Origin of the sequence: Silvimonas sp., assembly GCF_031291215.1 — a bacterium.
Taxonomy (GTDB): domain Bacteria; phylum Pseudomonadota; class Gammaproteobacteria; order Burkholderiales; family Chitinibacteraceae; genus Silvimonas; species Silvimonas soli.
In genome coordinates, this window is record NZ_JARLJK010000142.1 from 203,764 (window position 1) to 225,595 (window position 21,832).

19 protein-coding genes are annotated in these 21,832 nt (G+C 57.9%); 10 read left to right on the forward strand and 9 right to left on the reverse strand.

Going from position 1 to position 21,832, the window contains the following annotated elements:
• The first annotated feature begins 67 nt into the window (after positions 1 to 67).
• From P4L78_RS19090 to rsfS, 5 genes are all read left to right on the forward strand, one after another.
• Positions 68 to 454, forward strand: coding sequence for a hypothetical protein (locus P4L78_RS19090; protein ID WP_309329931.1), 387 nt, complete (start codon positions 68 to 70; stop codon positions 452 to 454).
• 155 nt (positions 455 to 609) lie between these two features.
• Positions 610 to 1,386, forward strand: a complete 777-nt coding sequence (locus tag P4L78_RS19095; RefSeq protein ID WP_283151145.1) for a serine protease — start codon at positions 610 to 612, stop codon at positions 1,384 to 1,386.
• Positions 1,387 to 1,464: 78 nt separating this feature from the next.
• Entirely contained in the window at positions 1,465 to 2,721 is a 1,257-nt protein-coding gene (locus tag P4L78_RS19100) for a glutamate-5-semialdehyde dehydrogenase (protein WP_309329934.1), read from the forward strand.
• Entirely contained in the window at positions 2,718 to 3,374 is a 657-nt protein-coding gene (gene nadD / locus P4L78_RS19105; protein WP_309329936.1) for a nicotinate-nucleotide adenylyltransferase, read from the forward strand. Before P4L78_RS19100 ends, nadD begins: the two co-directional genes overlap by 4 nt.
• Before the next feature lie 78 nt (positions 3,375 to 3,452).
• A complete protein-coding gene (gene rsfS, locus P4L78_RS19110) occupies positions 3,453 to 3,824 on the forward strand; it encodes a ribosome silencing factor (RefSeq protein ID WP_309329938.1) in 372 nt (123 codons plus the stop codon).
• Positions 3,825 to 3,904: 80 nt separating this feature from the next.
• On the opposite strand, the gene P4L78_RS19115 is transcribed toward rsfS, so the two are convergent.
• Positions 3,905 to 5,836: a Cache 3/Cache 2 fusion domain-containing protein gene (locus tag P4L78_RS19115; RefSeq protein ID WP_309329940.1), complete on the reverse strand. Its 1,932-nt coding sequence runs from the start codon at positions 5,834 to 5,836 to the stop codon at positions 3,905 to 3,907.
• Between the two features lie 130 nt (positions 5,837 to 5,966).
• Positions 5,967 to 6,866 (reverse strand): LysR family transcriptional regulator, encoded by a 900-nt coding sequence (locus tag P4L78_RS19120; RefSeq protein WP_309329942.1) that lies wholly within the window; start codon positions 6,864 to 6,866, stop codon positions 5,967 to 5,969.
• A gap of 223 nt (positions 6,867 to 7,089) precedes the next feature.
• On the opposite strand from P4L78_RS19120, the gene P4L78_RS19125 reads away from it, so the two are divergent.
• Positions 7,090 to 8,091 (forward strand): aldo/keto reductase, encoded by a 1,002-nt coding sequence (locus P4L78_RS19125; RefSeq protein ID WP_309329944.1) that lies wholly within the window; start codon positions 7,090 to 7,092, stop codon positions 8,089 to 8,091.
• Between the two features lie 78 nt (positions 8,092 to 8,169).
• Here P4L78_RS19125 and P4L78_RS19130 read toward each other — a convergent pair whose 3' ends face one another.
• The 3 genes from P4L78_RS19130 to P4L78_RS19140 all read right to left on the reverse strand — a co-directional run bounded on the left by P4L78_RS19130 (position 8,170) and on the right by P4L78_RS19140 (position 10,790).
• On the reverse strand, positions 8,170 to 8,787 hold the full coding sequence (locus P4L78_RS19130) for an FUSC family protein (RefSeq protein WP_309329946.1): 618 nt from the start codon (positions 8,785 to 8,787) through the stop codon (positions 8,170 to 8,172).
• 86 nt (positions 8,788 to 8,873) lie between these two features.
• A complete protein-coding gene (locus P4L78_RS19135) occupies positions 8,874 to 9,482 on the reverse strand; it encodes a DUF2239 family protein (RefSeq protein WP_309329948.1) in 609 nt (202 codons plus the stop codon).
• Between the two features lie 105 nt (positions 9,483 to 9,587).
• Positions 9,588 to 10,790, reverse strand: coding sequence for an MFS transporter (locus P4L78_RS19140; RefSeq protein ID WP_309329950.1), 1,203 nt, complete (start codon positions 10,788 to 10,790; stop codon positions 9,588 to 9,590).
• Between the two features lie 141 nt (positions 10,791 to 10,931).
• On the opposite strand from P4L78_RS19140, the gene P4L78_RS19145 reads away from it, so the two are divergent.
• Entirely contained in the window at positions 10,932 to 11,324 is a 393-nt protein-coding gene (locus P4L78_RS19145) for an OsmC family protein (RefSeq protein WP_309329952.1), read from the forward strand.
• Positions 11,325 to 11,605: 281 nt separating this feature from the next.
• Here the strand turns inward: P4L78_RS19145 and P4L78_RS19150 are convergent, their stop codons facing one another.
• Positions 11,606 to 12,955, reverse strand: a complete 1,350-nt coding sequence (locus tag P4L78_RS19150; RefSeq protein WP_309329954.1) for an MFS transporter — start codon at positions 12,953 to 12,955, stop codon at positions 11,606 to 11,608.
• 384 nt (positions 12,956 to 13,339) lie between these two features.
• Between P4L78_RS19150 and P4L78_RS19155 the strand changes: the two genes are divergently transcribed.
• Positions 13,340 to 15,061, forward strand: a complete 1,722-nt coding sequence (locus tag P4L78_RS19155; RefSeq protein ID WP_309329956.1) for an LTA synthase family protein — start codon at positions 13,340 to 13,342, stop codon at positions 15,059 to 15,061.
• A 134-nt stretch (positions 15,062 to 15,195) separates the two neighbouring features.
• Here P4L78_RS19155 and aceK read toward each other — a convergent pair whose 3' ends face one another.
• Complete coding sequence (gene aceK, locus P4L78_RS19160) at positions 15,196 to 17,034, reverse strand: bifunctional isocitrate dehydrogenase kinase/phosphatase (RefSeq protein WP_309329958.1); 1,839 nt, start codon at positions 17,032 to 17,034, stop codon at positions 15,196 to 15,198.
• Positions 17,035 to 17,465: 431 nt separating this feature from the next.
• Between aceK and dnaN the strand changes: the two genes are divergently transcribed.
• Both dnaN and gyrB read left to right on the forward strand, forming a co-directional pair.
• The gene (gene dnaN, locus P4L78_RS19165) at positions 17,466 to 18,572 is read left to right on the forward strand and encodes a DNA polymerase III subunit beta (protein WP_283151159.1); all 1,107 of its coding nucleotides are present in this window, start codon (positions 17,466 to 17,468) and stop codon (positions 18,570 to 18,572) included.
• Between the two features lie 80 nt (positions 18,573 to 18,652).
• Complete coding sequence (gyrB, locus tag P4L78_RS19170; protein WP_283151160.1) at positions 18,653 to 21,085, forward strand: DNA topoisomerase (ATP-hydrolyzing) subunit B; 2,433 nt, start codon at positions 18,653 to 18,655, stop codon at positions 21,083 to 21,085.
• Between the two features lie 235 nt (positions 21,086 to 21,320).
• Here gyrB and P4L78_RS19175 read toward each other — a convergent pair whose 3' ends face one another.
• Both P4L78_RS19175 and P4L78_RS19180 read right to left on the reverse strand, forming a co-directional pair.
• On the reverse strand, positions 21,321 to 21,587 hold the full coding sequence (locus P4L78_RS19175; protein ID WP_309329960.1) for a hypothetical protein: 267 nt from the start codon (positions 21,585 to 21,587) through the stop codon (positions 21,321 to 21,323).
• Positions 21,588 to 21,723: 136 nt separating this feature from the next.
• On the reverse strand, positions 21,724 to 21,832 hold a 109-nt coding region (locus tag P4L78_RS19180; RefSeq protein ID WP_309328651.1), incomplete at its 5' end, for an IS3 family transposase.

Genomic DNA, 21,832 nt, shown 5'->3' on the forward strand with positions numbered 1-21,832 from the left:
TCAATAATCCACTCCAACACGAAACACACGTGTCCCGCATTCCTCAAAATATTGTTGGAGAAACACCATGAACAAGTTGGTTGCTGCTCTCGTCGCTACCATGTTTGCCGGCGCCGCTGCTTTTGGCGTTGCTGCTGACGCTCCTGCTTCCACCGTTAAATCGGTGAAGGTTGAAAAACACGCTCACAAGAAGGCTTCCGGCGCTACCGAGCAAAAAGCTCAAGCGAAGAAGGCTTCCGCTGCTTCCGTAGCACAAAAGGCTCAAGCCAAGAAAGCTTCCGCAGCTTCCTCGGTACAAAAAGCACAAGCCAAGAAGGCTTCTGCTGCTTCCGTAGCGCAAAAGGCTCAAGCCAAGAAGCACAAGGCTTCGGCAGCTTCCGCAGCCCAAAAAGCTCAAGCTAAAAAGCACAAGGCTTCCGCTGCTTCCGCAGTGAAGGCATCCGCAGCTAAGTAATTGGCTCCGGTAATACCAACAAAAACGGGGACTTCTGTCCCCGTTTTTGTTTTTGAACTACCCGGCGTGCCAGGCGTCTGCCACCTAGGCACAAAGCCTGACATGGGGTCAGCGCTATTTCCCTGGTTTAGTTGGACTGGTTTTCGAGGTTTCTCATGAAGTGGTTAATCGTTCTGCTCTCTTTTGCCGCCGCTTTGGCTCACGCCAACCCTGAGCAAGAACGCAAGGCGCTGTTTTTTGGTCACGATGACCGCGTGTTTATTCCCGCGCCGTATGCTGCGCCGTTTAATGCGATTGGCGTATTGCAGACCGAAAAACAAAGCGAATGCACCGCGACACTAATTTCCCCCACTACCGCCGTTACCGCTGCGCATTGTTTTTTGATGGAAGGCCGCACCGTTGATCCGGGCCGCTGGTTCCTCGCGGGTTTTAACAAAGGCAAATACACCGCCCGTTATCGCGTGGTCAGCCAGATTTTTAATCCCCGCTTTCAAGCCGGGCTGAAATACAAAGGTGATGATGTCTACATCATGCCTGCCGCCGCGCCCTACGATATGGCCATCCTGAAACTGGAGCTGGTTGATGGCACCGCGCCGCAGCCTATCCCCGCTTTCAGCGGCAATCGCGCTGAGCTTGAAGCGCTGCTCAAGCAAAGCAAGTTCACGGTCACCCAGGCTGGTTTTGCCGAAGACCACGACGACGCGCTCACTGCGCATCGTGGTTGCAGCATCACCAAGCTACGTAGCAACAACACGATTTATCACCGCTGCGACACCTTGTCTGGCGACAGCGGCTCGCCCATCTGGGTGGAAACAGCTCACGGCCCGTTGCTGATTGGCGTGCAAAGTTCGGCGCCAGACTGGTTCAATCGCAAGATCGCCGACAACGTTGGCGTTACCGTGTTGCAAATGCCGGTACTGCCGCAACGTTAAGCCAGCAGCAGCCGGAGCGGACAGCAGCATGCCATTTCGCTACAATGACATGCTATTCCCTTGATTTTCGAGCAGAAGATGGATATTCAGGCATACATGCAGGATGTTGGTCGTAAAGCACGCCAGGCCAGTCGCGCCATGGCCAAGGCTGACACCCGCGCCAAAAATGCTGCCCTGGAAGCAATTGCCACCGCTGTTGAACGCGATGCTGCGTTGCTGATCGCCGCCAATAACCAGGATATGGAACAAGCCCGCGCTGATGGCCTTGAACCTGCCCTGCTCGATCGTCTGCAACTGACTGAAAAAACCATCCGCACCATGGCCGAAGGCTTGCGTCAGATCGCCTCTTTGCGTGATCCGGTGGGCGAGATGGGCGATTTCAAATATCAGCCTTCCGGCATTCAGGTCGGCAAGATGCGTGTGCCGCTGGGCGTGGTTGGCATCATTTATGAAGCCCGCCCCAACGTCACCGCTGATGCGGCCGGGCTGTGCATCAAATCCGGCAACGCTACCATCCTGCGCGGTGGGCGCGAGGCGTTCCACTGCAACCAGGCGATTGCCAAACTGGTGAAAGAAGGCCTGGCCGTGGCCGGTTTGCCGGAAACCGCCGTACAGATTATCGAAACACCAGATCGCGCTGCGGTGGGCGAGCTGATCACCATGACCGAATTCGTGGATGTGATCGTGCCGCGTGGCGGCAAGGGTCTGATTGAGCGCGTGGCCAAAGATGCCCGCGTGCCGGTGATCAAGCATCTGGATGGCATCTGCCACGTTTATATCGATGAAGAAGCAGATGCCGACAAAGCCATCCGCATTGCCGATAACGCCAAAACGCATCGTTACGCGCCCTGCAACACCATGGAAACGCTGCTGGTGAACGCCAAAGTGGCGCAAGCCATTCTGCCGCCGCTGGCTGATATTTATCGCGCCAAGGGCGTAGAACTGCGCGGTTGTGCAGCAACGCGCGATATCCTGCCTGACGCGATTCCGGCTACTGAAGACGACTGGCGCACCGAATACCTGGCGCCGATTCTGTCGATCAAGATCGTGAACGATCTGGATGCGGCGATGGACCATATCAACACTTATGGTTCGCACCATACCGACGCCATCGTCACCGAAAACTACTCCAAAGCGCGCCGTTTCTTGCGTGAAGTGGATTCGGCTTCGGTGATGGTCAACGCCTCAACCCGTTTTGCCGATGGTTTTGAATACGGGCTGGGTGCAGAGATTGGTATCTCCACCGACAAAATCCACGCCCGCGGCCCGGTTGGGCTCGATGGCCTGACCAGCGAAAAATGGATTGTGCTCGGTAACGGAGAAGTCCGCGTTTGAGTACCCCTGATATAGCCATGCCGCCGAAAGCCACTTTGGGTATTTTCGGCGGCACCTTTGACCCGATTCACAATGGCCACCTGATCCTGGCCCGGGCCTTGCGCGATACGTTCGTCTTGCCCGAAGTACGGCTGATCCCCACCGGTTTGCCACCGCATCGACCGGTCCCACCGGTTTCGCCGCAGCAACGTTTTGACTGGGTGAAACAAGCCCTGGCTGGCGAATCCGGGCTGACAGCCGACGACCGGGAGGTGCGCCGCGACGGCTACTGTTATACGGTAGATACCTTGGCCGAGTTGCAACAGGCTCTGCCGGATACCTTGCTGGTGTGGTTGATCGGGGCAGATTCGTTCCACCACCTGACCACCTGGCAGCGCTGGACCGACCTGCTTGAAGCCGGTCATATGGTGATTGCCGCACGTCCCGGCTACGATTGGACTAAGCTTTCTGAAGAACTCACGCGGGTATTGCAATCCCGCGAAGTGCCAGCGCAAACCGACGCGTTGGGCAAAGGCAGGATCAGCATCCTGCCAACTCCGCTCATGCCGTTTTCTGCTACCGATCTGCGCGAAAAACTCGCGCGCGGTGAAGATATCAACGGCCTGACTCCGGTCGCCGAAGCCATTCGGCAGTCCGGGCTTTACCTAACTTGAAGCGGCTTTACCGCCGGATGGGCAAACGTCAGTCAGACTTGTTTGCCGGTTCCGTCGGTCACCGCAGGATATGGATGCATGAACGAACACACACAGCAGATGCGCGAAGTTGCCGTAGCGGCACTGGAAGATATCAAGGGCAAAGAAATCCTGGTCCTGGATACCACGCAGCTCACCGATCTTTTTGATTGCATGATCGTCGCCACTGGCGAATCAAACCGCCAGGTTCGCGCCCTGGCCAACAACGTCAGTGTTGAGCTCAAGGCCAAGGGTTTTGAGATCGTCAGCACCGAAGGCGAAGACTCCGGCGAATGGGTACTGGTCGACGCGGGTGATCTGGTCGTGCACGTGATGCTGCCGCCAGTACGCGACTACTACGACCTGGAACAATTGTGGGGCGGCCAGAAGCCAACCTTCAATCCGCTGGGCAAGAGCTGGTCTGCGGTATAAGGCTTGAATGCAAAAGACCGGTTTGACCCGGTCTTTTGTGTTTCTGGCGCGGCCACAAACCGGCCGCCGCTGACAACGCGCTAGAGCCTGAAACGCCCCAGCGTGGTATTCAGGTTGCTTGCCACCTGATGCATTTCTTCTGCCTCCGCCGCCGCCTCGCGCGACGCGGCTTCGTTCTGCACGATCATCTGCGTCACACGTTCCACGTTGGTGGCAATCTCATTGCTGGCCTGGCTTTGCTCGCGCAGTGCGCCGGTAATCTCACGCGTCACCCGCAATACCTCACTGGATGCACCTTCAATCCGGCGGATGGCTTCGCCTGCCTCATTCGCCATATCCACGCCCTGCGTCACCCGTGATTGCGTCATCTGGATGTTCCTGGACGTGTCGTTGGCACTGGTCTGGACGGCTTCGATGGTGCGACTGATTTCCTGGGTTGATTGCGCTGTACGCTCGGCCAGCTTGCGTACTTCGTCCGCGACCACCGCAAAGCCACGGCCTTGTTCTCCGGCGCGCGCGGCTTCAATGGCCGCGTTCAGCGCCAGCAAGTTGGTTTGATCGGCCACTTCACGAATCACCTGCACCACGCTGGCAATCGCGCCGGTTTGCTGCGCAGTGGCTTCAATCACTTTGGCGGTTTCATCAACCTGATTCGCCACGCCCTGGATTTCCGTCACGGTGCGGGCGATCACCTGGCCGCCTTGACGCGACAACGCCGCGCTTTCGTCCGTGCTTTCCAGCGCCGTCTGCGCACTGGCCGCAATATGATTCACACTCACGGTCAGTTCTTCCAGCGCCGCTGCCATGGTCGTCGTGGCATCACTCTGGCGGGCCGAGCCCTCGGCGATCTGCCGGGACGTCGCTTTAAAGCGGGCGGCAATCTCGTTCACCCCGCGCGCTTCTTGCTGGATTTCTTCAATCATGGCCCGCAGCGCATCGCGCATTCGCGACATGGCTACCAGCATGCTGCCTGGCGCTGCATTGCTGATCTTCAGCGGAAACGACAAATCACCGTCGGCAATGGCCTGTGCCGCACGAACAGCCAGTTCCGGCTCACCGCCCAATGGCTTGAGTACCAGATGCCGCAATAACGCCAGCAATACCAACAGCAGCAAGACCGCCACCAGCACTGCACTGGCACCAATCACCAATGCGCGCTGACGGGCGATCTGGTTGACCTCAGATTCCGGCCACATCGCCACCACTTTGAATTGCCAGGCATCAAACGGGCGCTCGACCTTGGCCCAACCCGCAGGCGTACTTTCGATCACTTGCTGCGCCGTGGCGTCGTCTACCCCAGAGGAATGAAAGCGCACTTTGCCTTTGTCATCGACCACCGCCACAAAACCACTTTGCAGCAGACGCGTGCGCCCGACCGTGGTTTGCAGCGGCGTCAGATCCACTTTGTAACCGACATACCAAATGCCGATCACCGCATTGGCGGCATCGCGAATCGGTTCATAGCCGGTGATATACGGGTTGCCCAGAATATCCACCTGCCCATAAAACGGCTGGCCCTGGCGGATGGCAGCGATGGCACGGCCCTTTGGATCAAGCATGGTGCCAATGGCACGCACGCCGTCCTTTTTGACGTTGGTAGACACGCGCACGAAGTCTTCACCGGAACGGGAGAACAACGTGGCGGTGCCGCCCATGATGTCGAACAGGCCATCGACCAGCTCAAAATGATTGGCTTGCGGCTGCGTACCTAACAGTAATTCGGGGACTTGTTTGTCTTTGACTGCCACCGCAGGCCCGGCGGCGGGAACGCCCGTCGCTATACCGCGCGACTTGAGCAGCTTCATGGAGGCCTGAACCCGCGCTTGCATCTGGTCGTTGGTCAACTGCAGTTGATCGACTGCGTTTTGGGCGGCCTGTTCAGCTTGGGCATCGGTTTGTTGATGAACGCGATCGCTCTCGTTCAAGGCAAACAGCAGTGCGCCTCCCAAAATAACCGGAAGTAAAATCGCAGCAACAGCCGTGGCAACACGACCCTGCAAAGAGTGCGGCATGGGGAATCCTGGTTGTATCAGCATTTTATAATGCGCGGATTATGCCAAATGAATGCTGAGCACGTGACAGTACGACTTATTCACCGACAAACGGCGACAATCCAGACAATTTCATCCGCGCAAATCTTTGCTAGCGTGAAGTGGCCAGCAGAATATCCGCCACCCAATCCACAAACACCCGAACACGGGCGGACAAGCGCCGGTTTTGAGCATAGACCACGGAAACCGGCAGCGGCGCCGCCCGATATTGCGGCAAGACTTCCTGTAACTCGCCGCTGGCCAACAGCTCCTGTAAACCTGCGTGCGGCGCTTGAATCAGCCCCAGCCCGGCCTGGCAACAAGCCACATAGGCCTCCGAGCTACTAACCGAGATCAGGCTGCGCATCCGCAGCGTGCGCGGCTCGCCGGCCACGAAGTATTCCCAATCCAGATCGCGCCCGGCGCGGCTGGAATGAAAATTCACCGCCAGATGCGAAGCCAGATCCGCCAGCGTTTGAGGCGTGCCGTACTGTTCCAGATAACTACGCGAGGCGCAGTTGATTTGCTCGATCATGCCAACGCGGCGGGCCATCAATGTGGAATCGGCCAGCGGCCCCACGCGCACGGCGCAGTCCACACCCTCGCCGACCAGATCGACAAACCGGTCCGACGCGCCAAAACGCAGCTGGATATCCGGATAACGAGCGAAGAAATCCGGCAGGTGTGGAATCACCTCAAACCGCGCCATGCGCTCGGGCATATCCACCTGAACAACGCCCGTGGGTTGCTGCGTGGCGCCACTGAACAAGGTTTCGGTCTCCTCGAGTTCGGCCACCAGCCGGGTGCAGCGCTCCTGATATAACAAGCCTTCCTGCGTCAAACTGACCCGGCGTGTGGTGCGCTGGAATAACTGCGCGCCAAGACGTTTTTCCAGAGACTGAATGGCATTGCTGACCGTAGCGCGCGGCAAATGCAGCCAGTCCGCCGCTTTGGTGAAGCTGCCAAACTCGGCCACTTTAAGAAAAACCTGCATGGCCTGAATGCGATCCATTGCTGAGCTCTGAGAGGTTGATACATTAATTGTTATTTACATTCGGATAATAAATCCAGTTTTGCGGTATTTATCCAGGTATCGCGATCAATAACAATGCACTCCAACGCGCTGGCCTCTGCCCCAACAGAGAATCATCAAACGCAAGCACAGGGTTACTACACTGAGGCATCGACAAATATCTGCCGCTGCCCATCCACTGTTTTGAGACTGGAGTTTGACAATGCAAACACGACAACTTGGTAAGACCGGCCCGCTGACCTCTGCGCTGGGTCTGGGCTGCATGGGCATGTCTGGCATGTATGGCCCGGCGGACGAGGCCGAAAGTATCTCCACCATTCACGCCGCGATGGACGCAGGTGTGGTTTTGCTGGATACCGGTGATTTTTACGGCATGGGTCACAACGAAATGCTGATCGGCAAAGCGCTGCAAGGCAAAAACCGTGATCAGGTACAGATCAGCGTCAAATTTGGCGCACTGCGTGATCCGGCGGGCGGCTGGTCTGGTTATGACTCCCGCCCGGCGGCGATCAAGAATTTCCTCGCCTATACGCTGACGCGCCTGGGTGTGGATCACATTGATATCTATCGCCCCGCCCGGCTGGACCCGACCGTGCCGATTGAAGAAACCATTGGCGCGATGGCCGATCTGGTCAAAGCGGGTTACATCCGCCATATTGGTTTGTCTGAGGTGGGCGCGCAAACCATCCGCCGCGCTGCGGCAGTAGCGCCCATTGCCGATCTGCAAATTGAATACTCGCTGATCTCGCGCTCGCTGGAATCGGACATTCTGCCCGCCTGCCGAGAACTAGGCATTGGCATCACGGCTTATGGTGTGTTGTCGCGCGGCTTGATCAGTGGTCACTGGACGCCAGAACGGTCACTGCAAAAGGGTGATTTCCGCGGCGTGAGCCCACGTTTTTCGGGCGACAACCTGGTCCACAACCTGGCACTGGTAGATACGCTGCGTGGCATTGCGCAAGCCAAAGGCGTCACCGTGGCGCAGATTGCCATTGCCTGGGTGCTGGCGCGTGGCGAGGATATCGTGCCACTGGTGGGTGCCCGCCGGCGTGAACGTCTGGCCGAATCATTGGCCGCGCTGGATGTACCGCTGAGCGCCGCCGATCTCGCACAAATCGAGAATGCCATCCCCGCCGATGCCGCCGCCGGTGAGCGTTATCCGGCAGCGCAGCTGGCGCATATGGATAGCGAGAAGCACGGCTGATCCAGCCAACGGGCATGGCCGGGTGAGTTAACTGCCCGGCCATTTCAGATCGCCATTCACATCAATTGCGATAGCGGCTCAATCATCCGCCTGACCACCGCGATAATCGCGCGCCACGTCTTTGCGATGCTGCAAAACACCGCGCTGATGCGCTTCAAACAACTTGGCGGGCAGCGCCGGTTGTTCTTCTATGTGCCGATAGCGCCCCAGCTTGAACAGCGTCATCAAACTGGCCTCGGCAAAATGCAAAACACCGCCAATCAACACGCCCAGCAAGACCTCACCGGTGCGAAACAGCGCGGTCAGTTCCGGCGTGACGTCAGTTGAAGACGTTAACAACACCAACGGCGCGGTCCACAAACAGACCCGGATGGTCGGGCGCCCTTTGGCGATGACGGCGCAAATACCCACCGCCAGCGCCAGCTGCCATGCCAACGGCACGTTTAGCCACAAACCTGAGCGATGCACGATCAAGGCAATCAGCGCGCCCAGCAAGGTGCCGATAATCCGCCCGGACATGGAGTCGCGCGTGGCGTGGATGTTCTCTTGCGAAACGATCAGCGCCGACATCGACGCCCACACCGGATGCGGCAACTGCAGTACCAACGCCAGCAAATATGCCAGCGTGGCCGATCCGGCGCAGCGGATCACAAAGCTCATCATGTCAAACGCCCGGTGGCGGAACTCGACTTCCATTGGTACTCCCGATTTTCAACCGACACCTTTTGGTAGTTCAGCGTAGGCCGCGCGGCGAGTTGCGTCCAATCGCTGGCGCCTTGGCCTCAGGCAAATGCAGCTGCGGCCAGCTTGTCTGCATGGTTGCGGATATCCGTCGGCCAGCGGGCAATCTGGCTCGCCCACTGCACGGCATCGCCAGCAAACAGCGCGCGGCTGGCCTCTTCAAAGCCGGGCTGATCGCCCGCCATGGCCGCCATAAAGCGATAGCACGCCTCCTGCGCTTTTCGTTGCCGGTCTTTACCTTCATTGGCGTGCCGCGCAGCTTCTACCAATTTGCGTAATGCCACCGAGGCGCCGCCCGGTTGGGCATTGAGCCATTCCCAGTGGCGCGGCAGCAAAGTGACCTCGCGCGGCACGACACCCAACTTGGGCCGACCTCGACCACGCGCTGGTTCGTCGTTTGCTTGCACTGCGGGTTCGAGCGCCGGTTCGGCTACGGTGGATGCGGCCAGACGCTGGGCCACATCGGTAGCAGTACCACGAAAATCCACCTCAACAAGCTGGCTGGTAACGTCATCAAAAATGAGGATAGATGCCGATTCACCGCCATCGAGCGCGGCTTTGGCCGCAACGGCTACTTGTGCCAGCGCACCCGACGCCAGCAGGTTGCTTCCGGCAAAAGCGGAACAGGTTTGTGATTGACTGGAATTCATGGATCGGCCCCTTCAGGCGCATTCGATCGACATAATTTACCCGGACAATAATAACCATGTCAATATTTTATCCGGGTAAATATATCCCGATTCCGCCAAATTCGCTCAGGCCCGCTCAGTAACGGCATCGGCAACGACCAACTTGCCATTCGGGCGGACCCGCGCCACCAGCAAGAATCCCACTGCCACCACCAGCAACACTGCGACCATGGCGGCCGAACCCCAAGCCTGCATCGCCATGCCGGTAATGGCCGGACCGGCGCTGCTGCTCACGTTCCAGGTCAGCGCTATCAACCCGGCAGAACGCAGCAAGGCCGCGCCGGTAAAGTAATCGCCACTGGCCACGACCGCCAGCGTGTACACCGCGCCCGCCAGCCCGCCAAGCACAAATAGATACGGCCACCACAGCCACGAGGCATGCACTACCCACGGCATGAGCGGCAACAGCAGACACAACAGCAAACCACATAAGCGATGGATGCGTGCGCGGCCCCAGTGATCGGCCAGCCAGCCCACAGCAAATTGCAGCATGGCATCTCCAGCCATGACCACTGCGGCGGCCAGCAATGCTTGCTCGCGCGAGAAACCGTAATCCAGTGCAAACAGTGGCAGAAAGCTCAGGGTGACGGTATCAAACAGGGCGAAGAATGCGGTGCCCGCGATGATCACCGGGGCGAATCGCATAATGGCCCACCAGGAGGCGTTGGCATTCTGGGTGGCGTCGGCTGGGGCGATCTCGCTGGCGTGGTCGTCATCCGTGCCGCCACGGGCCAGGGCAACGCCAGGCGCGCCCAGCAAGAACAATGCACCGGCAATCAAAAAGCCGGTATCAGGCAAGCCGGACAACCAAGTGGTCAGCCCTGGTCCCAGCATCTGGCACAGGCTGAAACTGGTGGAGTAGATCGCCACCACGCGGCCGCGTGAAGCATCGGGCGGCAAGAGGTTGATCCACGCTTCGCCCAGCACAAATAGCGGCGCCATCGACAAACCAAACAAAAACCGCAGCAGCGCCCAGCTCGCCAGCGAAGAGGTGAACTGCAACGGCATCACCGCAGCGGTCGCGAGCAGCATGCAAGACAACATGACGGTGCGCCGCCCAAGGCGTCGGGTGATTGCTGGCGCGGCAAAGGTGCCGGTCACCCCACCCAGCGCACTGGCCGCGGCCAGCCAGCCGACCACTTCCGGGCCAAAGCCCTGCCGGATCAGCGCCAGCGCGGTCAGCGGCAAGGTGCAGCCCAAACCGATGCCGACAATCGCCACACTGAATGTCACCGCCACAAAATCCCGCCAGACGTGCCGCTCCAGCATGCAAGCTCCCCAAGTTTCGACGCCCAGGACCAGCCGGCGTCAGAGTCTGGATTCTAGCGGTGCCGGCGCGTGGTGAAACAATTGGCGAGCTACACTGTGCAGACCACCTGGGTAAGGTCTCACTTTTCTGGCGGAGTAATCATGATTATCAATGTGAACTGGCAAGCGGCCAGCGGTGAGTCGCTAGCCCATATCAGCAACGGTACCGCGCAATGGGTGGCAGATATCAGCCCGGCCGCCGGTGGCAACGGCAAAGCGCCAGACCCCCACGATTTGCTGGATTCCGCGCTGGGTGCCTGCACCGTGCTGACGCTACAGATGTACGCGCAACGCCGTGGTTATGCTTTGGCAGACATTGCAGTGAGTGTGACGCGGCACGAGGAAGACGGGGTGTACCGGTTGCAACGCCAGATCACCTTGGGCGGTAATCTGGATGACGCCGCCCGCGCCGATTTGCTGCGGGTAGCGGAGAAGTGCCCGATTCATAAAGCGTTGAGCGGGCGATTTGAGATTGCGACTGAGTTGGTGGGTTAACGGTTAGCTCGGCTAGCTTCACCCCTTCGCATAAACATATGCAGGGCGGCTACAACCCGCCGCGCTCCGCCCGAATCAGTATCCGCCCAAAGCACGCGGCGGCGCTGTACCCACCCTACTAGACACGACACTCAATGAGCACATAGGGTGGGTTAGCCGACCCGGCGTAACCCACCGGCAATGCCGCCTCAATGACAGCACCACATAACCTTGGCTTGTTGGGGCAGATGACTTTGATCTGTGCAACGCCCTTTTGGGGTATTGCACCCTATGCAAGTGAACTAGCCCCGCTGAGCCACCGGCTGCGCACCCACTTCTGCAGCCTCACTGGTAACCACATCGCTCACCAGATCAGCCCCTTTGGTTTCACGCATCGACAACACCGCCAGGAAGCTCAACAACGCCGCCACCGATACATATCCTCCCACCCAGCTCAGACCGCCTTTTTCCACCAGCACCTGCGCAATGAATGGCGCAATTGAGGCCCCGATGATCCCGCCGACGTTATAGGCAATGGAGGCCCCGGTATAACGCACGCGGGTCGGGAAGATTTCCGGCAGCAACGCGCCCATCGGTCCAAAGGTAAAGCCCATCAGAAACAGCTCGATCACCAGGAACAGCCCGACCGAAACGGTGGTGCCACCGCCAAGCAGCGGCGCCATGGCAAAACCGGACAACATCGCCAGCGCAGTACCCAGCAACAGCACCGGTCGACGGCCCCATTTGTCGCTGGCCCAAGCTGACAGTGGCGTGCCCAGTGCCATAAACAGCACCGCAAAGCACAGCAACGCCAGGAATTCGGGCTTGGAGAAATGCAGTACTTTCACGCCATAAGACAGCGAGAACACGGTGGAGATGTAAAACAGCGCGTAACACACCACCATCGAGAAAGCGCCTTGCACCACTGGCAACAGATGGCCAGAGAAAGTCTCGAACAGCGGCACTTTCACGCGTTCATTGCGTTGCATGGCTTGGGCGAACACCGGGGTTTCGTGCAGCTTGAGGCGCACATACAAGCCGACCATCACCAGCGCGGCGCTGAAAATAAACGGCACGCGCCAGCCCCAGCTTTTAAATTGTTCGTCACTGAGCAGCACAGCCAGGCCAAAGAACAAACCATTGGCAAATAGAAAGCCGATCGACGGCCCCATTTGCGGGAACATGCCAAACCACGCACGCTTGCCTGCGGGCGCATTCTCGGTGGCCAACAAAGCGGCACCGCCCCATTCGCCCCCCAGTCCGATGCCCTGACCAAAGCGCAGCACGCACAACAAGAGCGGCGCCAACGTGCCAATGCTGTCATAGCCCGGCAAGAAGCCAATCAGCGTGGTCGATACGCCCATTACCAGCAATGAAGCCACCAACGTCGATTTACGCCCGATGCGGTCGCCAAAGTGACCAAACAGCGCAGAACCAATCGGCCGCGCCAGAAAGGCGATGCCGAAAGTGACAAACGCATTGAGCGCCTGGGCGGTGCTGGATTCTTTGGGGAAAAACGTCGGGCCGATGATCAGCGCGGCGGCCGTCGCAAAGATATAGAAATCAAAAAATTCGATGGCGGTACCGATAAAGCTGGCCACCGCAACCCGCGCCGTGGAATTGGCAGGCGGGCTGATCGCAGAAGTCGTCATGGCTGGTTCTCTGTATTTTTATGACATTGCGTGGCAGAGAACGCCAGTTGCTGATCCAGCAGCCGCCATCCTCCAGTCATGCCGTCAGGTATGTATGGGGAGAGTCTGGCAAACGGGCGGACGACGGGTGCGAATTTGCACCAGGACACAACGGGCGGCGGATGTGCCGCGGGCTGGGTCTCGAACCGGAATGCGTTTGCGGCTGGATAAGCTGGAAAAGATGATAAGGATGCGCAAAAAAACCTGCAAGCAGGGGAACCCGCCATGCTTTTCGTCAGTCTCTCTTCAGGATTTTCACAAAAATGTAAAAATTGCCGTTTGCGTGGCCCCGGCTCTCGGTCTAAGGTCGGGGGTTTTGCCGCTGCCACCCACCTCATTGCGCCCATGAAATTGCTCAGCCCCGCCGCCATTGCGGATATTGGATTCCGCAAACTGCGCCCGGCCACCGTGCCGGCATGGCTAGCGCCTGCCTGGAAAAAAGTCAGCCCCGTCGCGCCAGTGCTTCTGTTGTTGGCCATGCGCATTCTGGTCGATACCGATTGGGCCGCCCCGCGCGTGCTGTTTCAATTGCTGTTGTTCTGCTTCTTTTTTGCTTTTCTGGAACGCTGGTCCGCGGTAGCCGCCACCATCGGGCTGGAAGGCGCGTTGCTGAACGGTAGCTGGATCAAGGAAGACGCGACGGGCGAGCCGTTGCTGACGCGGGATCTGTTTGAAGTGTCGCAGGGCGCCGCGCTGACTGGTTATGCCGACTGGCATCTGGTGTTCTACGTGGTGCTGACTTTGCTGGCTGTGGGCTATGGCCTGTATCGGCATCCCAAAATACTGTCGTGGCGGCTATTACCGGCCACCATCCTGCCCGCCCTGTTTTTTATCCGCATGGATAACCCGGCCCGGCTGGATGACTACATTACCCCGCGCCTGACCGATGCCCTCGATACCCAGTATCTGTCATACAACTTCCGTGAAAACGCGCGCAGCAACGGCATTCTGGGGCACTTGTACCTGAACGCCGAAACCGTGCCGCCGCCGGAGCATGGCCCGCATAATTTCTACGCCGCCGCGCCACTGCGCCAATTTGATGCCTCCACGCCAGATGTATTCGTGGTCCTGTGTGAGTCTTGCTTCACCACCGAAGACCAGCGCTTTCCCACGTCTGTACTCAAGCTCAAAGACCAGGGCTTTGCACTGACTCACATGGTGAGCCCGGTATACGGCGGCGGCACAGCGGAGGCCGAATTTGAAGTGCTAACGGGCCTGTCCAGCAAGGTTTTCCCGGGGGTGGATTACCAGAACTTTGCCAACCAGTATCGCAGCGATGCGCATACCATCGTCAGCCACTTCCGCCACGAGGGGTATCACACCTACGGCCTGCATGACTATTACTCGACCTTCTGGAAGCGCAACATCATTTATCCAAAGTTCGGCTTTGACGAGACGTATTTTGTCGATGAAATGGACTGGAGCGAAGAAGGCTGGCCGGATGACTCCTTGTTGTTTAACAAGGTGCTGGACCTGTACGGCAAGAGTCCGCGCAAGCAAAAAACCATGATGTTCCTGGCCACGGTAATGACCCATGGCAAATACGTCGGCGCCAATGATGACAACGGCGAAGCGGATTACCGCAACCGCCTGGATAAATCCATTGCCGACATGCAGAGCTTTGTGACCAACCTGCAAAAGGCCGCAACCAAGCGCAAACGGCCATTGTTGATTGTGGTGTTTGGCGATCACAAACCCGGCCTGACCGCCGTGTTCAATCGCGACGGTGTGCTGAGCAACAACCTGTTCGCCAGTGCGGGCGAGCGCAATGAAGACTTCCGCTTTGTGCCACGCCTGTCTCCCGAACAACTGGCCGAACGCGGCAGCATTCCGGTGCTGGTGAAGTACGTCGGCAAGCAAAAGAAATTGGCGGGCGAGATGGCCGACAATATGACCGGCAAACCGCTGCTGTGCATGTCGTCGCAACTGGCCCAAACCACCGAACGCCAGGGTCAGTTCTTCGGCTCGCTCGCCCGAGTGTGCGATGAAATGAACGGCATGCCATATGGCGAGCACGGTTGGGAGAATACCTTCCCACCGGCGTTGTATGCGGAGCGGTTGTTTTAGCCTGCATTAATTAGAAACACTGTAGCCCGGATGAAGCCATCAGGCGGGAATCCGGGGCAAACCCAGTGGCCGGATCGATTGCGGCGGACACGGCAAACACAGCAATCCCGGATTCCCGCTGCGCTCCATCCGGGCTACGGGAATGGGTTTGGGTGGGGAGCCAACCCATCTGCCGCATCTGAAGCCGCCACCGCCTTAAAGCGGTTACAAAACCGCGCGTCCTGCGGATAAGGATAAAAGTCCTCCACAATCCCCTGCTGGATACGTGCTTTGGTTTGCTGCCAGAACTCGGGCTTGAGCAAATCGGCATGGTATTTGAGGAAAGCTTCGCGCATGTCGGCGCGGTTGAGCAAGAAATCACCAAACTCTTCCGGATAGACCTCGTTCTTGTGGCCGGTGTACCACGCCTCGCCACTTAATTCGTATTCCGGTGCCAAAGGTGGCGGAATGCGGCGGAAGTCGCAGTCCGTCATGTATTCGATTTCGTCGTAATCGTAAAACACCACGCGCCCGGCGCGGGTCAGGCCGAAATTCTTGAACAGCATGTCGCCGGGGAAGATATTGGCAATGGCCAGTTCGCGCAGCGCGTTGCCGTAATCGCGGATGACGGTTTCGACGATTTCGCCGCGATTGTTATCCAGCAGAATATTCAGCGGCACCATGCGGCGCTCAATGTATAGATGGCGGATCACCACAGTGTCGCCGTCTTCCTCGTACATGGTCGGCGCCAGCCGGGCCAGTTCTTCCAGCAATTCCGGATCACAACGGTTACGCGGCAAGGCCACGTTGGAGAACTCCCACGAGTCGGCCATGCGCCCTACCCGATCATGCTGCTTCACCATCTGGTACTTGGCGCGTACCAGTTTGCGGTCGACCTCTTTCGGTGGCGGGATCACGTCTTTGATGACCTTGAACACGAACGGGAATGACGGCAGCGTGAACACGATCATCACCATGCCTTTGATCCCCGGCGCGACGGTAAAGCGGTCGGTGGAATGGCGCAGGTGGTGAAACAGCTCGCGGTAAAACATGGTTTTACCCTGCTTACCCAGGCCCAGCATGGTGTACAGCTCGGCGCGTGAGCAATCCGGCAACACTTCGTGCAAGAACTGCACGGTGGCGGAGGGGACTTCCATATCCACCAGAAAATACGCTCGCGAGAGCGAGAACAAATGGCGGATGTGATAGTGATTGAACAGCGCGGCGTCTACATACAATTGCCCGGCAGCATTGCGGAACAAGGGCAACGCGAACGGGATTTCCACATCGCCATTGATCGCCCGGCCAATGATGTACGCGGTTTTGCCGCGATAAAACGGCGAGGCCATCACCTGGATATGGGCGTTGAACGCCAGCTTGGGCCAGTGTCCCAGATGCGCGTGTACCGCCCGCAGAATGTAGCGCACATCGCGCTTGAGGTCTTCAAACGGCAGGCTCCAGCCAAAATCCGTCAGCAGTTTTTCAAGGGTGTCTTCCAGCCAGCTACGCGACGGGTAGTAGGTGCGATAAACCTGCGGGTGATGCGCCTCGATGTATTCGGTGGACACCGCTGGCCGGTAGAAGATGAAATCGTTGTGAAAATACGTGCGATGCAGGATGCGACAGCAGACCGAGTTGAAGAAGGTCTCGGCCAGCTCTGGCTGCTTGTGGTTGATCAGCAGCGCGATATACGCAGTTTTGGCGCTGGCCCACAGTTCGTCGGGCAGGGTTTGCAGCGCGAAGCGTTGTTCGATGCGCGCAACGGCCTCATCCACCCGCGCATCGTAAAAGGCAATCCGCTGGCGCACCGTCTCCCGTAACGCGGCAATGTCGCCGGACTCAAAATGCCCCTTGGCCGACTGGGTACACTCACGAAACAGCCGGTAGTGGAAATCAAAGCCTTGCAGAATCGCCAGTGCCAGTTCAGCGGCATCACCATTTGCGGCGATATCGCTCACCGACGGCGCGACAACAGCTTGCTCCAGGTGTCCCATACAACCTCCACAACGCTCGGTTCGCGTTCAGTCCAGTTTAGGGCGGTACTGCCGATTGCGTGGGACCACGTTAGCGTGGTGCATTGCAACAGACGATTGGGCCAAACCCGCAGGCGGGTGTTTGAAGCGGTAAGTGACTTCGTAACCCGGATGAAGCAAAGCGAGAATCCGGGGATGCCGTTGGCAAGTTCAAAGCTCATTGCCCGCGGAAGCATTGCAATCCCGGATTCCCGCTCACGCTCCATCCGGGCTACGTTCACCTTTCCCTCCCCGCCTTGCACTCCCTTTCTGCCCGCTAAACGAAGCCTTGCAGCCGATAACCGTCCTCTGGCAAACATGGCAGGGCGGTAAAGGTAGCTTGCACGTGTCTTGAGGCCCGGTTTCGGGTAAAATCTTTTCCTATTTGAACCCACTTTTGCGGACCTGTAGCCATGCCCTTGTTGCAAGCCGAACGTGATGCCCTGCTGAAGCCGCTCGCCACCGTGACCGGTATCGTCGAGCGCCGTCATACGCTGCCAATTCTGTCTAATGTGCTGATCCGCAAACAAGGCGACACCCTCGCCTTTACCGGGACTGATCTGGAAATCCAGATCGCCAGCCAGCAAAACGAAGGTTTCTCTGGCGAAGATTTCGCCATCACCGTTTCGGCCAAGAAGCTCTCCGACATCCTGCGCGCCATTCCGGATCGCGCCGTGGTGACGTTTGAAGACAACGAAGGCCGTTTGACGCTCAAAGCCGGCAAGAGCCGCTTCCAGTTGCAAACCCTGCCAGCGGGCGATTTCCCGACACTGGCGGTGGATACCAACCTGAAAGCCACCATCCGCATGCCGCAAGGCCAGCTCAAAGCGTTGCTGGGCCGCGTGCAATTTGCGATGGCGCATCAAGACATCCGTTATTACCTCAATGGTTTGTTCTTTGTGACTGAAGGCAGCCATCTGAAACTGGTTGCCACTGACGGTCACCGCCTGGCGTTTGCTTCGGCGGAGCTGGATTCCAGCTTCGAGAAAAACGAAGTGATCCTGCCGCGCAAAACCATTCTGGAACTGTACAAACTGCTGGCCGAAGTGGATGACGAAGTCACCATTGATATCGCCAGCAACCAGGTGCGCTTTGCCTTTGGCAATATCGTGATCCACTCCAAGGTGGTTGACGGCAAGTTCCCGGATTACCAACGCGTTATTCCGCAGAACAACGACAAATTCCTGAAGATTGAACGCCAGACTCTGTTGTCTGCCCTGCAACGTGCCGCAATTCTCTCCAACGAGAAATTCCGTGGCGTGCGCCTGGTGCTGACTGATGGCGTGATCAAGATCCTGTGTAACAACAACGAGCAAGAAGAAGCGCAAGAAGAAGTCGAGATCGACTACACCGGCGCGCCGCTGGATATCGGCTTCAACATTCAGTATCTGCTGGATGTGCTGACCAACCTGCAAGTCGAAACCCTCGACTTTGTCTTCGGTGATGTGACATCCAGCGTGCTGGTCAACATTCCAGACAATGAACACTTCAAGTACATCGTGATGCCGATGCGTATCTAACGTACGCCGTTGAAATCACCGTCAGGCTGGGGCTTCCCCGGCCTTTCGTCTTTTATTGCAGTCCAGGAACAAGCATCGACATGAGCGAAAATATCGACCCGCAAGCCCCGCAAATTTCCAGTACCAGCCAGGAATACGGCGCCGATAGCATCAAGATCCTCAAGGGTCTGGAAGCCGTACGCAAACGCCCCGGCATGTATATCGGCGATACCGGCGACGGTACCGGTCTGCATCATATGGTGTTCGAAGTCCTGGACAACGCAATTGACGAAGCTTTGGCCGGCCATTGCGACACCATTCGCGTCATCATCCACGCCGACAACTCCATCAGCGTGGAAGATAACGGCCGTGGTATTCCTACGCAGATCAAAGAAGACGACGAGTTCAAGCGCTCTGCCGCTGAAATCGTCATGACTGAACTGCACGCCGGCGGCAAGTTTGACCAGAACAGCTACAAGGTGTCTGGCGGCCTGCACGGCGTGGGGGTGTCGGTGGTGAATGCATTGTCGGACTGGCTCAAGCTGACTGTGCGCCGTGATGGCAAAGTGCACACCATGGAGTTCCGCCAGGGTGAACGCGTCAAGCCACTGGAAATCACCGGTGACACCGATCGCCGTGGTACCGAAGTCCACTTCTTTGCTTCGATCGAAACCTTTGGTTTGATCGAATTCCACTATGAAATCCTCGCCAAGCGGATTCGCGAACTGTCGTTCCTGAACAATGGCGTGGGCATTACGCTGATCGACCGTCGCAGCGGCAAAGAAGAAAACTTTGCCTACGTGGGCGGCGTGAGCGGCTTTGTGGAATACATGAACCGCAGCAAGACCGTTCTGCACCCGCACATCTTTCACTCTGTGGGCGAGCGCGATGGCATGACCGTTGAAGTGGCCATGCAATGGAACGATACCTATCAAGAATCCGTGCAGTGTTTCACCAACAACATTCCGCAGCGCGACGGTGGCACTCACCTGACCGCGCTGCGTATGGCGCTGACCCGTACCCTCAATAATTACATTGAGGCGAACGAAGTCGCCAAGAAAGCCAAGGTGGAAACCAGCGGTGACGACATGCGCGAAGGCCTGACCTGCGTACTGAGCGTGAAACTGCCAGATCCCAAGTTCAGCAGCCAGACCAAAGACAAGCTGGTTTCCAGCGAAATCAGCCCGGTCGTGCAAGAAGTACTGGGCCAGGCACTGAACGACTACCTGCTGGAAAACCCGGCTGACGCCAAGATCATCAGCGGCAAGGTGGTAGAAGCTGCCCGCGCCCGTGAAGCCGCCCGCAAAGCGCGCGACCTCACCCGTCGTAAAGGCATTCTGGATGGCTTGGGCCTGCCAGGTAAACTGGCCGACTGCCAGGAAAAAGACCCGGCGCTGTCTGAAATCTACCTGGTCGAGGGTGATTCCGCCGGTGGTTCTGCCAAGCAAGGCCGTGACCGCAAGTTCCAGGCCATTCTGCCGCTTAAGGGTAAAATCCTGAACGTCGAACGCGCGCGTTTCGACAAGATGCTGGGCAGCCAGGAAGTTGGCACGCTGATTACCGCGCTGGGTTGCGGTATCGGCAAAGACGATTTCAACATCGAAAAACTGCGCTACCACCGCATCATCATCATGACCGATGCCGACGTGGACGGTTCGCACATTCGTACGCTGTTGCTGACGTTCTTCTACCGCCAGCTGCCAGAACTGGTTGAGCGTGGTTACATCTACATCGCCCAGCCGCCGCTGTACCGTGCAGCGCGCGGCAAGAGCGAAGCGTATCTGAAAGACGATCAGGAACTGGACCAGTACCTGCTGAAACTGGCCGTGAACGGCGCCGAAATCATTCCCGGCACCGACAAACCGGCCATTGCCCAGGAACAACTGGAAAGCCTGTCACGCCAATACCTGATCACCAACGCCGTGATCGCGCGCTGCAGCCGCTTTATCGACCCGATGGTGCTCAACGCCCTGCTCTACAGCGGCGCAATGGACCTATCCACCCACGCAGCGGCAGAAGACTCCGCCGCCCGCCTGACCGCCGCGCTCAAGCATCCGGCCTTCATCGTCCACGCCAGCACCTTTGAAGACGCTGGCAGCGTGCTGAAGATCGAACGCCACCTGCACGGCGTGGTGACCATCCAGTACATCGATGAAGACTTTGTGTTGTCTGGCGACTACGCCCAGCTGAAAAAGACCGGCGACATGCTGTCTGGCCTGATCACCGAAGGCGCCAAAGCCCGCCGTGGCGACCACGACATCGCCATCAACACCTTCAAAGAAGGCCTGGACTGGCTGCTGAACGAAGTGCGCCGTGGCGTCACCATCCAGCGCTACAAAGGCCTGGGCGAAATGAACCCGGAACAGCTGTGGGAAACCACCATGGACATCACCGTCCGCCGCCTGCTGAAAGTGAACGTAGAAGACGCCATTGCGGCGGATGAAGTGTTTACTACCCTGATGGGCGACCAGGTTGAACCGCGTCGGCATTTCATTGAGCAGAATGCGCTGGTGGCTCGGAATATTGATATTTGATATGTTGTAGAGCTACCCATAAAGTGTCATTTCTGGAACCATAAAGTGACACAAAGACAAAGGCCCCGCAGTTATCGCGGGGCCTTTGTCTTTTTATGCTCTAGCCAGATTTTGTTCGGCGATATCAATTACAACCCTCACCAATTCGGAGGCTGCTGCCCAGCCGAGGACAAGCTATGAATCGACTTTTTCGTAGCATCTAGAGCAAGATAAATGCTTATTGGGGGATACAGAGCTACTTTGGTCTGCTCTTCGCGACCAGCGCTTGAGCCCGGTGTCGGGTGCGTTGCGAATAGATGCGAGTGGCTACAATCCGTGTGAGAACTGCTTTGATTTCTTCGTCAACCGGGAATCCATCCTCCAGCCAGGAAAGAGCTAGTTCAATCCAATAGTCTGTTGGCGCATTCAGCCCCGCCATTAAAGAAAGTCTCGCCTGCGGGGCTTCGAGCGGCAAGGTCGAGAGCGGCTGCTCAAGTGGTACTAAATGGACAGCATCATTCATTCCTCACCCCATAGCCAGGATAGCAATATCATGCTGCGCATAGACATTCGCAGGTAGACCGACTCCATCCAGGTGAATGATGACTGCTTGTTCTGGCACGACTCATTGGTCTGGCCCGGCCTCAACGGACACCGGGTTAAGCACTGAGTGCTGAATTACGCAGCTCGAATTCCGCCGGGGTCAGATACCCCAGCGTCGAATGGCGGCGATGATGGTTGTAAAACCGGATGTAATCGAACACATCC

What these genes read in the sequence shown, in the direction of transcription:
- P4L78_RS19090 (WP_309329931.1), top strand. Translation starts at nt 68, where the DNA reads ATGAACAAGTTGGTTGCTGCTCTCGTCGCTACCATGTTTGCCGGCGCC.
- P4L78_RS19095 (WP_283151145.1), top strand. Translation starts at nt 610, where the DNA reads ATGAAGTGGTTAATCGTTCTGCTCTCTTTTGCCGCCGCTTTGGCTCAC.
- P4L78_RS19100 (WP_309329934.1), top strand. Translation starts at nt 1,465, where the DNA reads ATGGATATTCAGGCATACATGCAGGATGTTGGTCGTAAAGCACGCCAG.
- rsfS (WP_309329938.1), top strand. Translation starts at nt 3,453, where the DNA reads ATGAACGAACACACACAGCAGATGCGCGAAGTTGCCGTAGCGGCACTG.
- P4L78_RS19115 (WP_309329940.1), bottom strand. Translation starts at nt 5,836, where the DNA reads ATGCCGCACTCTTTGCAGGGTCGTGTTGCCACGGCTGTTGCTGCGATT.
- P4L78_RS19120 (WP_309329942.1), bottom strand. Translation starts at nt 6,866, where the DNA reads ATGGATCGCATTCAGGCCATGCAGGTTTTTCTTAAAGTGGCCGAGTTT.
- P4L78_RS19125 (WP_309329944.1), top strand. Translation starts at nt 7,090, where the DNA reads ATGCAAACACGACAACTTGGTAAGACCGGCCCGCTGACCTCTGCGCTG.
- P4L78_RS19130 (WP_309329946.1), bottom strand. Translation starts at nt 8,787, where the DNA reads ATGGAAGTCGAGTTCCGCCACCGGGCGTTTGACATGATGAGCTTTGTG.
- P4L78_RS19135 (WP_309329948.1), bottom strand. Translation starts at nt 9,482, where the DNA reads ATGAATTCCAGTCAATCACAAACCTGTTCCGCTTTTGCCGGAAGCAAC.
- P4L78_RS19140 (WP_309329950.1), bottom strand. Translation starts at nt 10,790, where the DNA reads ATGCTGGAGCGGCACGTCTGGCGGGATTTTGTGGCGGTGACATTCAGT.
- P4L78_RS19145 (WP_309329952.1), top strand. Translation starts at nt 10,932, where the DNA reads ATGATTATCAATGTGAACTGGCAAGCGGCCAGCGGTGAGTCGCTAGCC.
- P4L78_RS19150 (WP_309329954.1), bottom strand. Translation starts at nt 12,955, where the DNA reads ATGACGACTTCTGCGATCAGCCCGCCTGCCAATTCCACGGCGCGGGTT.
- P4L78_RS19155 (WP_309329956.1), top strand. Translation starts at nt 13,340, where the DNA reads ATGAAATTGCTCAGCCCCGCCGCCATTGCGGATATTGGATTCCGCAAA.
- aceK (WP_309329958.1), bottom strand. Translation starts at nt 17,034, where the DNA reads ATGGGACACCTGGAGCAAGCTGTTGTCGCGCCGTCGGTGAGCGATATC.
- dnaN (WP_283151159.1), top strand. Translation starts at nt 17,466, where the DNA reads ATGCCCTTGTTGCAAGCCGAACGTGATGCCCTGCTGAAGCCGCTCGCC.
- gyrB (WP_283151160.1), top strand. Translation starts at nt 18,653, where the DNA reads ATGAGCGAAAATATCGACCCGCAAGCCCCGCAAATTTCCAGTACCAGC.
- P4L78_RS19175 (WP_309329960.1), bottom strand. Translation starts at nt 21,587, where the DNA reads ATGAATGATGCTGTCCATTTAGTACCACTTGAGCAGCCGCTCTCGACC.